Annotated in this window: 11 protein-coding genes; 4 read left to right on the top strand and 7 right to left on the bottom strand. The window is 56.8% G+C overall.

Annotated features, from left to right (window positions below):
• Positions 1-87 precede the first annotated feature (87 nt).
• Complete coding sequence (locus C3F38_RS06835; RefSeq protein ID WP_048232775.1) at positions 88-1,026, bottom strand: VirK/YbjX family protein; 939 nt, start codon at positions 1,024-1,026, stop codon at positions 88-90.
• A 585-nt stretch (positions 1,027-1,611) separates the two neighbouring features.
• On the opposite strand from C3F38_RS06835, the gene C3F38_RS06840 reads away from it, so the two are divergent.
• Both C3F38_RS06840 and C3F38_RS06845 read left to right on the top strand, forming a co-directional pair.
• Complete coding sequence (locus C3F38_RS06840) at positions 1,612-2,391, top strand: alpha/beta hydrolase (protein ID WP_055317539.1); 780 nt, start codon at positions 1,612-1,614, stop codon at positions 2,389-2,391.
• Positions 2,392-2,821: 430 nt separating this feature from the next.
• On the top strand, positions 2,822-3,040 hold the full coding sequence (locus C3F38_RS06845) for a TM2 domain-containing protein (protein WP_015376761.1): 219 nt from the start codon (positions 2,822-2,824) through the stop codon (positions 3,038-3,040).
• A gap of 48 nt (positions 3,041-3,088) precedes the next feature.
• Here C3F38_RS06845 and C3F38_RS06850 read toward each other — a convergent pair whose 3' ends face one another.
• Together C3F38_RS06850 and C3F38_RS06855 are read right to left on the bottom strand one after the other, a co-directional pair.
• Positions 3,089-3,622 carry a hypothetical protein gene (locus C3F38_RS06850; protein ID WP_038873104.1) on the bottom strand — a complete coding sequence of 178 codons (534 nt, stop codon included), beginning with the start codon at positions 3,620-3,622 and terminating at the stop codon, positions 3,089-3,091.
• Positions 3,623-4,082: 460 nt separating this feature from the next.
• A complete protein-coding gene (locus tag C3F38_RS06855; RefSeq protein WP_047728809.1) occupies positions 4,083-5,003 on the bottom strand; it encodes a LysR substrate-binding domain-containing protein in 921 nt (306 codons plus the stop codon).
• A 115-nt stretch (positions 5,004-5,118) separates the two neighbouring features.
• Here C3F38_RS06855 and C3F38_RS06860 point away from each other — a divergent pair, with 115 nt between their 5' ends.
• Both C3F38_RS06860 and C3F38_RS06865 read left to right on the top strand, forming a co-directional pair.
• Complete coding sequence (locus C3F38_RS06860) at positions 5,119-5,841, top strand: isochorismatase family protein (protein ID WP_055317538.1); 723 nt, start codon at positions 5,119-5,121, stop codon at positions 5,839-5,841.
• Positions 5,842-5,908: 67 nt separating this feature from the next.
• Complete coding sequence (locus C3F38_RS06865; protein WP_229704766.1) at positions 5,909-7,024, top strand: hypothetical protein; 1,116 nt, start codon at positions 5,909-5,911, stop codon at positions 7,022-7,024.
• Between the two features lie 3 nt (positions 7,025-7,027).
• Here the strand turns inward: C3F38_RS06865 and C3F38_RS26525 are convergent, their stop codons facing one another.
• The 4 genes from C3F38_RS26525 to C3F38_RS06890 all read right to left on the bottom strand — a co-directional run bounded on the left by C3F38_RS26525 (position 7,028) and on the right by C3F38_RS06890 (position 12,664).
• A complete protein-coding gene (locus C3F38_RS26525; protein WP_233212748.1) occupies positions 7,028-8,923 on the bottom strand; it encodes a hypothetical protein in 1,896 nt (631 codons plus the stop codon).
• A complete protein-coding gene (locus C3F38_RS06880) occupies positions 8,920-10,206 on the bottom strand; it encodes a hypothetical protein (RefSeq protein ID WP_055316997.1) in 1,287 nt (428 codons plus the stop codon). The genes C3F38_RS26525 and C3F38_RS06880 overlap by 4 nt, the downstream gene beginning before the upstream one ends.
• A gap of 53 nt (positions 10,207-10,259) precedes the next feature.
• Positions 10,260-10,784: a cytochrome b561 gene (cybB, locus tag C3F38_RS06885; protein WP_071934070.1), complete on the bottom strand. Its 525-nt coding sequence runs from the start codon at positions 10,782-10,784 to the stop codon at positions 10,260-10,262.
• Between the two features lie 278 nt (positions 10,785-11,062).
• Positions 11,063-12,664: an ABC transporter substrate-binding protein gene (locus C3F38_RS06890; RefSeq protein WP_055312975.1), complete on the bottom strand. Its 1,602-nt coding sequence runs from the start codon at positions 12,662-12,664 to the stop codon at positions 11,063-11,065.
• Positions 12,665-12,688 lie beyond the last annotated feature (24 nt).

Genomic DNA, 12,688 nt, shown 5'->3' on the forward strand with positions numbered 1-12,688 from the left:
TGGCAACTGGTTTTCCCTGCGATTGGGGGGCAATGTACGGGATATTTGACTCAAAAAACTGTCCCAAGAATGATCATGATAGCTTCATTAAGCGATTTTCGCGTAGAGGTTAGTCGCATTAAGCGTGCGAACTTGCTCTGCTATATCGTCTATGATCTGAAAACGTCGGCGATACTCCGCCCGCTTTTTACTGGGTATATGTTCCAATGATTTTCTTTCAAACGTCAAGGGCAGCTGCCAGCGCCACGAATTCTGTTTTACCCCACCGATTAACGACCAGAAATCGTCGTAACTTGCATGCAAATGTCGGCCTTTACTCATTCGATACCGCAGTGAGCGAAAAACGTGTCCATTATCGCTGACGCCATAAATAGCGCGCACCGCGGTGAGATCAGCAAGGTGGCTAATAAACTCTATCAAAACACGTTTGGGGAAAATACCCGACAGAGCGCGCGTAGCTTCTTTGATGGTCTCATGGGGGACATGTCGTCCAGGACCTTGCAGGCCACCAATGACGAAATGCCATTCGGCCCTCTCGGACACGGCAGAAAAGGTCGCGCTGGCGAGCAGTTCTTTATTGTCGCCACGCAACCATAGCGTTGACTCGCCCTCGCGTTCTGCTTTGTGCGCACAAGAGGCCGAAATGGTAAAACGAGCCTTCTCTCTGCCGGTGAATTCCGCCAAAATCGTTTCTTCTCGTGATATCAGCGCGCTGGACAGTGCTTTGTTACTGAGAGAGGACACATACCGGTAATGGCTGACAATTGCCGATGCACGTTGTTTGGCATTGAGGTTGCGCGTCAGGTATTGCCGGTGCGTTTTACACGGGAATGTGTCTTGATTATATAGCATCGATTTCAACTCACTCTGTAGAGTTAAAATGGATAGTGATTTTTTAGTCGATGAATAGTATAAAATAAGGCGAAGCAAGAACTTTGCACGGAAGCTCTTTTTCCTCCACGCCGGACCAGGGACGATCTGTCCCGAGAGTAATTCTAAGATAATATTTCTTTCCAAGATTTTCATCCTATAAGTGCGTTTTTTATTTTGATTTTTCGTTTATTAATTGATGGTATTTTTGATATTTTAATGGGTGATTCTTAATTTATTATCCATGATCTATCAAGGTTTGATGGAGGGGACGCTTTTAACTGGACCGCATGTCGCCCTGAGTCTGCTTCGGCCGGCCTTTTGCGCATGCGGTTCAGGTTGTGCACCTGGTTGGTGAGCAGTACTAGTTGCGGAGAATGTAGCTGCAACCTTAATCAATGTATTGAAGTGACATGGTAAGGTTGAAAATAGTGCATAGGGTGAACGGCTTTCCGATAAATTTTTTCTTAATAGGACAATTATTGGTAACGCCTGCCTTGTAAGAAAAATGCGGTGCCGGCGTCAAATATCTATTTGTGGGAGAGTTCTCTGTTTGTTGCTGAGTGATAATGTGCTGCAAGGTATATATCAGCGTATTTGTTTAATCATTCACACAACCAGCAAGTGTCGTAAGCAGAATAATCTGTTGCTACGGTTGAATCTCACCGTCTTTTCTCTTCTCTGGGAAACGACATTATCGCCAATGTTAAACCATTGGCTTGTTTATAAAGTGAGGTTGTTATGTGTGGATGTTTGATTTCAAGAACGAAGGACTTTAGCTTTAATGGTCAGCGTTATAGCGTTTTTATTGCGCATGACAAGCAAGCGCATGGCGATTTAAAAGCGCTTTACTTTCTCGATGCCAATACTCAGTTCTCCAGGCTGACTGAACGCCATCGGTGCAGAAGTAACGACAATATTCTTTATGTCGGCATCGGCTATCAGGATGGGGTGGATATACTAAAAGCAAGAACCCGCGACTATACGGTTCCCTCTGATGATAAAGAGTTTATTGACGGTGGCGGAGCGCCGGCATTTTATCAGTTTATCACCACATGCGTTAAGCCCTGGGTTGAGTCACACTACTCAATCAATATAGACAAACAAACGCTGGCAGGTCATTCACATGGCGGGCATTTTGTACTTTATACGTTGTTGAACCATCCTGACGCGTTTCAAAATTATCTGGCGGCCAGCCCATCGATCTGGTGGGGGAATGGGGCGTTGCTTCCTGATGGCAAGTTAACAATCGCTGAAAGCGTTAATAAAATAACCCTGATGATCGGCGAGTATGAAGAAAAGGTTCATCCGCAAAGCAATCAAACGGAAAGAGAGCGGGTGACAAGAATTAATGCAACACCCAAATTGCGAGTCAGGCATCTGGCAAAAAAACTGATCGAAGATGAGCAGCGCTGTGATTTTATTTTCTGCTCAGGGCGTCGTCACGCGGGGGTCATCAAGGATTATGCCCTGATGGCGAACGCGATCGCGGCGCATAATATTCAAAGTGATGGGCTTTAGTGGCGTGATGTGATCATTTTTTTGAACGCCTGCAAGTGAGCCGCTTTTAGTCGTCTGCAGGTATTCACCAGGGAAACTAAAAATGAGAACGGTATGCCAATATCAGGCAATGAAAATCTGTTTTAACCTTATCTCTTACAATGACTGCTGCGGGATCATTGTCGTCCATCTATTATGCCGACGAGATCCTGCAAGCGTACGTGTTTTTTGAGCCGAAACCGGGCGTCTGTCGCCTTAGTTCCCATGCTTCCCTCTGCTTATCCTTTCGCCGGTTAAACAACCGTTTAATCATCCGCTGTTATAATTACCCCTGTTGAGTCTTGATGGATGAATGTTTTTCTCCTCAAGCATTGCGATGCGGCGCTCTGCGGAGCGGCATCCGTTTTCGGGACATGCCGGTGGTTCGGTGAGAAGTAAGGAGAAGTGCACTATGAGCAGAAAAGACAAGCTCGCGGCGGCCCTACTGGCCATCTTCCTGGGTGGGCTGGGCATTCACAAGTTTTACTTAGGGATGAAGTGGTGGGGGCTGTTCTACCTGCTGTTCTGCTGGACGGGGATCCCGGCGATTGTCGGCTTTATCGAAGGCATTATTTATCTGTTCCAATCGGAAGAGAAGTTCAACCAGAAATACAATCCTGGCCTGATCTGATTTTTATTGCGGCGCTTCCTGCTAAGGGGAGCGCCGCTTTTCATTCCGCTACTGTTTTTTCATCATCATCTTGCCGCGCATCTCTTTGCTCATCATTTTATTCGAGCTGGAGATTACGCAGTTATATTGCTTGCCTTGGTTGATGATCATAAAGGTGCTGACCGGATTTTTAAAATCCTTGTCGATGGTGAAATAAATATAGGCCTGCGGCAATGCGGCCGGTTTAAAGGCGCCGAAGGCATACACATCCGCCAGGCCCAACGCGGAGAGATCGACCGTCAGCTCCATGGGCTTCATGGAATCCGGCGATGGGAACATCGATTTGGCCGACATCATCATGGTGCTACTGTTGATGGTGTAATCGGTTTTAACCTTCATGCCCATATATTTCGATTCCGGCATGGAAAGTTCTTTTTTGCAGGCGGCGTCGTGCTGCGGCGCCGGGCTGCCGTTTTCCATCACGGCGTGCACGTGTTCCAACATCACCGCCGCGCTGCCGGTGGTAGGCTGCGCATCGGCCGCGTAAGCCACGCCGCTGAAGGCGGCTACAGAGGTAAGGATAATGCCTGTAACGATTTTCATTGTCGCTCTCCGGAATACTAATAATGATATTAATTGCGGTGTGTAGCCTATTGGCTTGATAAAACGCAAGGTTACCCGTTCCGTGGAAATAACATCCCCCCGGAATATTGCTATGAAATGGTTTCCACCCTCGTGGCTAGCGGGGTTGATTTAACTTTAACAAACACCTTTGTCTTTTTTGTTTGGCGTTTTTATCTGCATATAAATAGTATGTCTAAACATAGTCAATGTTTAGAATACACACAAATTATTGCAGTTTTTTTCTGCATTCATTTTTAATTTTTTAATCTGGTTATAAGTATTTCATTGATATTAAGAGAGTTGTTTCTTTACGTTGGAATCACTCTGTGAAGCGTTATTTATGTGATTCGTGCAGTTACATAAATAACGTCAAGGGTAATATGGATATATTGCCAGGCTTATTATTCACTTCGTTTGGAATAATCACCTTTACCTGCTGTTAGCGGTCGTCCAGCAGCGGCGGTATTTCCCGGCAAAAAAATTCGATCAGCGCTTTTACCGCCGGTGGCACACCACGCCGTGATGGGTAAAGCAGCACCAGCTCGCCATTTTGTGGATGCCACCCGCTGAGCACCTCTTGTAAATCCCCCCGCGCGAGCGCCTGGCGGCAGGCATAGTAGGGGATACCGCAAATGCCTTGTCCATCAAGGGCGGCATGCAGGATGACCTGCAAATTATCGCTGCTTAACCGGGGCGAGAAGGGCACGTTAATCACGGCGTTTTCCGGCCCGTAGAGCCGCCAGCCCGGCGCGCCTTGCTGTGGCGGGTAAAGCAGGCAGGGCATATCGCTCAGCTGCTGTGGTGTTGCGGGGGCGCCGTGTCGCGCCAGCCATACCGGGCTGGCGGCCAGCAGCCATTTGGCGGTGCCGAGCCGCCGTTGAATGAGCCCTGCGGCCTCGTTGGCGATGCCAAGTCCGCGGAGGGTGAAGTCCAGCCCTTCTTCCAACAGATCTACCCGTCGGGCAGTGACGTGCGTTTCCACGTTCACTCGGGGGAAGCGCGCCATGAACGTCGGCAAAATAGATGCGATCACTTCGTCCGCCAGCAGCGGTGACACGCTGAAGCGTACGGTACCGTTCGGTTCCGCCAGCGTGCGCAAGGCCGCCTGCTGGGCCTGGTGCGCTTGCTGCATCATTGCGACGCAGTGCTGATAGACCTCGTGGCCGACGTCGGTGAGTTGGAGACGCCGCGAGGTTCTTTGCAGCAACCGCAGGTTGAGTTGGCGTTCCAATTGCGCCACCTGGCGACTCAGGCGAGAGGTTGGGATGCCCAGCGCTTTGCCGGCAGCGGTAAATCCTTTGTGCTCAACGACCTGGGTGAAAAAATACATGGCGTTGAGATCGAGCGGAAAAACAGACATCGCGCACCTCATTGTGATCATTTTTGCAATGATAGCTTCTATTGTCGCCTATTTAACCCTCATTGATGCGGTTTTATCCTGCAGGCACACCATTGTTGAAATGAGGATAAGCATCATGAAAACCTTTTACCGCACGTTGGCCTTGACCATTGCGATGGCCGGGGCGGCGCAGCCGGCCTTCGCCGCGCCGGCTGCGTCGCAGCCGCATACTCAGACGCAGCAGGCGTCTGGCTCTTTGCAGCTGTTGGATCGCAACAACTCGGTACTGTTGTTGGTTGACCATCAGATCGGCCTGATCACCGGCGTGCGTGATATGGACAGCGCGGCGCTGAAACATAACGTCGTGGCGCTCGCCAAAGCGGCCCAGGTGATGGGGATCCCGGTGGTCGTGACGTCGACCGGTGCCAACGGTCCGTTCGGGCCGATCATTCCGGAGCTCAAGGCTGCGTTGCCGGGTGTGAAAATTATCGATCGCCACAGCGTCAACGCCTGGGACGACGCAAACGTACGCAAAGCGGTCGAGGCCACCGGCCGCAAAAAGATCGTGATCGCCGGCGTATCGCTGGAAGTGTGTGCCGGGTTCCCGGCGATCACCGCCAAAGCGGCGGGGTACGACACCTATGTGGTGATCGATGCCTCCGGCACTTTCAACCAGTCCAAGCATGAAGCGGGGATGGCTCGGCTGATTCAGGCCGGAGTGATCCCGACGGATTACGGTACGGTGGGAGTCGAGTGGCTGGGGGATAATGGCGATGCCAAAGCCGTTGAGCTGTACGGGGCGCTGGATATGCCGGCGACGACCTTGGTGAATCAGCTGTTCCAGGCCAAGGGCAAATAGCGCCTGGCCTGATGGCGATATTTTTCAACTCCGCTAACCGCCTGAGCTAGAATCAGGCGGTTTTCTCGTGGAAAAGGATATCGCCATGGCCGCCTGGGCCCTTTTGATCGTCGGTTGGTTGTTGATTTGGCGGGATTACCCGATTTTCGGCGTGCTGTGCATCGCGCTGTTCGCCGTGCTGCAATGGGCGAAGTACGTCGCTAAAGGCGCGCAAGACCCCGAAGAGGCCGCAGAGTGGCGCAAGACCGACTGGCGCTCGCAGCCGATTGAGATGGCGCACGCCGGCGACAGCGATCGGCAGATTGGCGGCGTGGGGGAGCTGGGCATGGGCGGCCCCAATTTTTGGACGCTGCTGCTGCGCGACGGGGCGATTGTGCATAGCGCCTGTGCCGCGCCGCAGGACGTGGACGGCGGCAAGCTGCGCCTGATCCCGACCCGCAGCCGCGAGGGTGAGGGGGTGACGGTGTACGAGCCTGCCGCCCGAATGATGTACGCGCTGCCTGCATTGACCGATCGCGAGCAGGCGGCATTGGCCGCCGGTTCCGCTGAGGCGCTGGCGCGGCTGCGGGCGAGGTGTCGGCAGGCGGAGGCTACGCCGCTGCGTCAGGTGCGCGGTCTGTGGGTGCCTCAGTGGGCTGAGGATCCGGCGGATCGTCTGGCGATCGCCTTACCCAGCGGGCGGGCGCTGGCGGCGCGCTCGATGTTGCCGACGGATTTGCGCCATGCGGACGATCCTGCCGCGCTGCTGCACGCGCCGCCTTATGAGCTGTTGCTGGATAACAGGCCGACCAATTTCTTCGTGTGCGATCTCGATCGCGTGGCGGAATCCCCGGCGGGTGACGGCTTGAGCGTCGGCGGCTGCCAGTTCCACGGCGAGCATATTGTCGATGGCCTGTACCATCTGCACTTCGCCGGCGAGTGGTTCAGCCTGCTCTCTCACGCGCACAAACCGGCGGGCGGGCGCGGTTCGGACAGCACTTTTTTCGTCGAGCGGGTCGAGCCGCAAGACGGCGGGGTGTTCGTGATTGAATGGGATGCCTACGGTGCGGGGCTCGGCGGACGTGAGGCGCGCGTAGCGGCGCCGCCGGTCTTGGTTATCGCGGTGAGCTGGCAGGAGCTGCCGTTGCAGCTGCCCACGGCCAATAACCGCGTGACCGTGCGCTTGCCCAACGCCACGGCGTAAGGCTTAAGGCCGCACCCTGACTTCGCCGTTGTGCAAGGTCAGCACGGCGATCGGGCTGCCGGAGAAGCACTCCCTAAAGGCCCAACCGCTGGGCCGAAATGCCGCCGCTGGCAGCCCGGCCTGCCACTCCTCCCACTGCGGAGCCGGCCGATCCGACGGTAAAGAGAAAGAGACCAGCCAACCGGCTTCGCAGTGCACCCTTTGGCCGGTTGGACGGGTGAAGGTATGCGCACCTGCCAGCTCCATCACCGGCGGTAAAACCTCGAAGGCGATGATCGGCACGCCGGCCACGCTCTGTGGCTGAGGAAAACGCACGGCGGTCACGCCGTCCATCGTGATAGGGCTGTCTTCGGTGCCGGGCCGGCGTGGCTCCTGCCGATTTACCCAGCTTCCCTTCGGCAGCGTGATTTCACCGAGCGGCTTTGCCTCGTCGAGCGTCAGGTAGCTGCGTTGATTCCAACGATCTTCCGCCCGCTGGCTCTTGATGTCCTGGATGGCCATGCCGATCAGCATCAGCGCGCACGCCACCGGGTAGACCGCCAGCGCCGAGGCCAGCAGATAGCCGCCCCAGGAGAGCGGCGGTCGCGGGCGGCCGCAGCGGGCAGAAGCGTAGCGCCAGCCCCACCAGGTGAGCAGGATGCCGGTGAGCAGCAGGGCCAACAACAGCGCCAGCAATCCTGCGGCGCCGGCGCCATAACCTAGCAGCATGGCAGGTTCTTCATGTTCACGGCGTGGTGGAACGATAGCGGACGAAGTAGGGCAGTGGGGGGGCTCCCCGTCATCGCCATAGTGGCTTTCCGGTTCGATCACGGTCTGGCGTGCGTCGTCGCGCCCGTTGTAGCGGTACTCCAACGGCTGCCGGTAGCGCACGTCGGATGAGCGCAGATCGAAAATCAGCGAAAGACGCGCATCGCCGTTATCCGTTTGGGCGACCAGCTTGTCGTTGCCCGCCCACAGCTGATACAGCGATTTATCGCCGTTTTCCAACAGCACCGTCAGCTGCCCGTCAGATTGATAACGCAGGAGCTGATACAGCCCTCTGTCCAGCGTTTGTGCGATCAGGTAGATGCCGCCATCCGGGGCCTGGGCGCTTTCCTTCACGCGCACTGCGAGCCAATGCAGTTCGGCCACCTCGCCGGTTTTGCCGTTAACGGCGATGTGCAAGGCGCCGGAACCGAGTACCGGGTTCATCCAGAACAGCACGCGATCGCCATCAACGGCGGTAAAGATCTCGGGCATGGATTTGCGCTTACCGGAGGCGTTAGCCGTCGGTGAGTCCTCCTCGCCGCGCTCAAAGCCCAGCAGCTGCCGCGCTTCCAGCTGTGCCGGCAGATCCAGCGTTTGCCGCCAATGGGCGCCAAAGTCCGGGCTGTAGAATACGCCTTCGGTGCTGATGAAATACAGCGTGCGTTTCCCCGGCTGCGCCACCAGTTTGCCGCCGATAAAAGAAGGCCGGCTATCGTCGCCCTCGGGCCATGGGATCAGCGCCCCGAGGGTGCCCCGTTGCACATCGACCAGCCTGCGCCCCTTGGACAGAAAAAGCACGCACTCCTGCTCGGCGCAAACCGCATCATAGATCAACTCGTCGAGTTGCCCCAGCATCTGCAGCCCCTTCGGGCCGGTGAATAACACCTGGCTGAGGTAGTTGGCCGCCCAGCCGTAAAAGCTATTGTAAGCCCCGCTCTCGCTCCTTTTGCTGATGAGCAGCAGAGCGCCGTCCTGCGCCGGGTAGCTGTGGATGAGATCGTAACGGGCTATCGTCGGCAAGGCCTCGTCGCTCTGGGTCCATTGCCACTGTGCATAGCGTTGTTCAGGGGCGAGAAAATAGACGCCCAGCGCGCTGGCCAAAAACAGCGTCAGGATAATAAGGGGTCTTTTATAAAGCGCTAACGTCATCATTTCAGCTCCGTCACCTGTTCCTGCCGCCATAGCCTGCGGCGCAGATTGCGCAGGTATTTGAACGTTTTAAACGTGCGGTGCTGCTCAAAAGCGTAGAGGCGGCAGATCTGGGCGAAGCCCTCGATCAGCAGCGCCAGGCCGCTGATCATCAGCATCATCAGCAGCAGAATCGGCGGCAATTCACTGCCGAGGCGCCTCAGGGTCCAGGCATCCAGGTAAAAGCCCGCTGGGGTATCGGCGTTATCCCACACGATCAGGCCGAGCATCAAACACATCACGATCGCGCCGAGGATGAAGACAACGCGCGCGCTCAGGTTAAGGCCGGCTTCGGTGAAGTATCGGCTGCCGCCGATGAGATAGGTCTGGCGATCGCGATGGTTGATGATCCCACGTACCGTAGGCAGCTCGGGGACGGTGTCGTTTTCACAATACAGCACCTGCAGCGGATCGCCTTTGGCGATGAAAAGCGGATGTTGCCGACGAAATACCGGATGCAGTTTGGTATTGGGGACGTTGAGCGCGCGGGTTGTCAACGCGAAGTGCGTCTCCTTCTGGCGCCACGCATAAGTGTCCAAATACTGTACCTGGCGCGGGATTTCATAGTGGAGGAGTTCGTAGCTCAGGGCGTTGACCGTCTCGATGCCGGAGGCCTCGACGCCGTCAGGGAGGGGAAACTCGGTTTGTTGCGTTGTGGGCACTGGCGTTGCGTCTGCACGGACGGCCCGGTATTTGATGCCGGGGATTTTCAGGCTGAGCGAGCCGGGCGGCGTGACGTCTTGCCCCAGCAGCACGCGATCCAGCGCCCTGAGCAGGCGCCTGCGGCCGCGGTGCGCGATCAGCAGGAGTTCCGAACCGACGAACAGCACCAGGCCGATGCCGATAAGGCCGGCGATGATGGCGATAAAGAACAGGGCGATGGTCAGCCAGGAATCTTCCCGGTCCATGATGAAAAAGCCCGTCGGGAAACCGCCGGCCAGCACCGCGCCCAGCAGCAGCAGGGCAACGTATTTTAGCTTGTATTTCAGCGTTCTGTCGGGCTCCAGGCGGCCTTTAGTGCCGTGCAGCAGCCAGTGCAGCCAATAGCTGCCGTCCCGCAGGCGGTGGGCGCCAATCTTCACCCGATCGCCGGCGGCGAGCCTGGCCAGCAAATTTTCGCTGTCGCTGAAGTCGTCACGGTAAAAAAAGAACGCTTGGCCGGAGGCGATGATCCTCACCAGGTTGTCGGGCGCCGTCTGTTGGCAAGCGCATTGCTCGACGGTCACATTAAAAAATTGGGTTTGCATGTCATTCCCTGTCAGCGGGCGTGGCCCGAAAATTCATCCCTGGCGCCGGGTAGTCAGCGCTTTTTCATCAGTGGCAGCATGCGCACCAGCGCATTGTCCTTGACGATATAGTGGTGGAACAGCGCGGCGGCGGCATGCAGGCCGATCAGCCAATAGCCGAACGACGCCAGCGTTTTGTGCCAGCCGATAATCGTCCGCGCTTGCGGCCGATCCGCCACGTCGGCGAACGGCATCGGCAGGCCGAACAGATACCACTCCTTGCCGCCCAGATAGCGCGAGTACACTCCCAGTACCGGCAGCGTCAGCAGCAGCAGGTAAATCAGGGTGTGCGTCAGGTGCGCCAGGCCGGTTTGCCACTTCGGCGGTTTGGGCACGATAGCGGGCGAAGGGTGGCGCCAGCGCAGAAACAGGCGGGCGATCATCAGCGCAAACACCGTTACGCCGCAGCTGAAGTGGGTGACAACCAGCACGTACCAGGGGGCGCTGCCCGGTTCGGCAAAGCCGCGCAGCTCGATGGTGACGCAGGTGATGACCAGCAGGATCGCCACCAGCCAGTGCAGGCGAATTTGCCACGGCATGTAGGTGTTCTGCACCGGGTTACCTTTTGATGTTAAAGGGTCTGTGCGCCGATGGTAACGAAATGTTACAGGCGAGGAAAGCGCCTGCGCGCAGTTTAAGCAAAATGCCAGGGATTAAGCCGCTTATTAAGCTATGAATTTAGTGGGTTAAGTGCCTGGCGGCAGGGGCGGGAGCTGGCATCGTAAGTTGTGAAGCTAATGCGCGGTAGGTTCAGAGGCTGACAGCTTATTAAGCGATGAGGCGAGTAGCGCCGCAGCTCTCGCCGCGGCGCCTGGGATCAGTTCAATTTGGCCTTGGCGAAGTCGCTGCCGTTCACATCCACCACGTAGCCGCTCAGGTTGCTGCGGGTGGCGTAGAACACTTTGCCGGTGGCCAGCGGCAGCCACGGCGCCTGTTTGGCGAAGATTACCTGCGCCTGTTGATACAGTTTGGCGCGCGCCTGAGGCTGATTTTCCTGAATCGCCTGCTGGATCAGGCTGTCGTAATCCTTATCGCACCAGCGCGCCACGTTGGCGCCGCTCTGTACCCCGGCGCAGCCGAGCAGGGTGGCGAAGTTGTCCGGATCGCCGTTGTCCGACACCCAACCGTACAGCGCGCTCTGCTGTTCGCCTTTGCGCAGCCCGGCCAGATACTGGCCCCACTCCCAGGTGACGATCTTGGCTTTCACGCCCACCTTCGCCCAGTCGCTCTGGATCATCTCGGCGATGCGCTTCGAGTTCGGGTTGTAGGGGCGCTGTACCGGCATCGACCAGATGTCGGTCTCAAAGCCCTGCTCCAGCCCGGCCTGCTTCAGCAGCTCGCGCGCCTTCTGCGGATCGTAGGCGTACTCCGGCAGTTTATCGTTGTAGCCCAGCATGCCCGGCGGCAGCAGCGAGTTGGCCGGCGTGCCGCTGTCTTTGAACACTGCGGCGACGATCGCTTTCTTGTCCACCGCATAGCTCAGCGCCTGGCGCACCAGCAGGTTGTCGAACGGTTTTTTCTGGGTGTTGAACGCCAGATAGCCGACGTTCAGCCCGGTAATGTCGTGCAGCTGCAGGTTGCCGTCGGCCTTGATGGCGGCGAACTGTTCCGGCAGCGGCGCGGGGATGATCTGGCATTCGTTGGTTTTCAGCTTGGCCAGCCGGGTTTGCGGATCCGGCGTAATCGAGAAGATCAGATGCTTGCTGGCCACTTCGCCCTGCCAGTAGTGCGGGTTAGCGATGTAGCGGATCAGCGAATCCTGCTTATACTGCTGAAGCGCAAATGGCCCGGTGCCGATCGGCCAGTTGTCGACGTATTCCGGCGTGCCCTTTTTCAACATTGCGTCGGCGTATTCGGCGGACAGGATCGAGGCGAAATCCATCGCCCAGTCGGCGACGAAGGCGGCGTTGGGCTGGCTCAGCGTAAAGCGAACGTGATGCTCGTCCACCGCTTCCACCTTGGCGATCAGTTTATCCAGGCCCATGTCGGTGAAGTATTCATAGTTGCCGCCGGAGACCTTGTGATACGGGTTAGCGGGATCCTTCTGCCGCATCACGGTGAACACCACGTCTTCGGCGTTGAAGTCGCGCGTTGGGGTGAAATATTTGTTGCTGTTGAATTTCACGCCTTGGCGCAGGGTAAAGGTGTAGGTCTTGCCGTCCGGGCTGACGCTCCACTCGGTGGCCAGCGAAGGGGCGGGGGTTTTATCGCTTTCGCGCAGTGTTACCAGCCGGTTGTACAGCACCTGCGAGGTGGCGATAAAGGTCGGCCCGGAGCTGGAGAGCTGCGGGTTGAACGATTCCGGCGAGGCGACGGTGCAGTACACCAGCGCATCGGAAGCGGCCAGCGCGCTGCCCGCCGACAGCAGGCCGGCGCTTGCCAGCGCCAGCGCGGCGATAGGGTGTTTTGAAAACGTCAAGGCAAGATCCTCAGGTGGGGGGAG

Source organism: Serratia sp. SSNIH1, assembly GCF_002935055.1.
Classification (GTDB): Bacteria; Pseudomonadota; Gammaproteobacteria; order Enterobacterales; family Enterobacteriaceae; genus Serratia; species Serratia nevei.

Bases quoted from the DNA above. Each gene is read 5' to 3' on its own strand.
- C3F38_RS06835 (WP_048232775.1), bottom strand. From the start codon at position 1,026: ATGAAAATCTTGGAAAGAAATATTATCTTAGAATTACTCTCGGGACAG.
- C3F38_RS06840 (WP_055317539.1), top strand. From the start codon at position 1,612: ATGTGTGGATGTTTGATTTCAAGAACGAAGGACTTTAGCTTTAATGGT.
- C3F38_RS06845 (WP_015376761.1), top strand. From the start codon at position 2,822: ATGAGCAGAAAAGACAAGCTCGCGGCGGCCCTACTGGCCATCTTCCTG.
- C3F38_RS06850 (WP_038873104.1), bottom strand. From the start codon at position 3,622: ATGAAAATCGTTACAGGCATTATCCTTACCTCTGTAGCCGCCTTCAGC.
- C3F38_RS06855 (WP_047728809.1), bottom strand. From the start codon at position 5,003: ATGTCTGTTTTTCCGCTCGATCTCAACGCCATGTATTTTTTCACCCAG.
- C3F38_RS06860 (WP_055317538.1), top strand. From the start codon at position 5,119: ATGAAAACCTTTTACCGCACGTTGGCCTTGACCATTGCGATGGCCGGG.
- C3F38_RS26525 (WP_233212748.1), bottom strand. From the start codon at position 8,923: ATGATGACGTTAGCGCTTTATAAAAGACCCCTTATTATCCTGACGCTG.
- C3F38_RS06880 (WP_055316997.1), bottom strand. From the start codon at position 10,206: ATGCAAACCCAATTTTTTAATGTGACCGTCGAGCAATGCGCTTGCCAA.
- cybB (WP_071934070.1), bottom strand. From the start codon at position 10,784: ATGCCGTGGCAAATTCGCCTGCACTGGCTGGTGGCGATCCTGCTGGTC.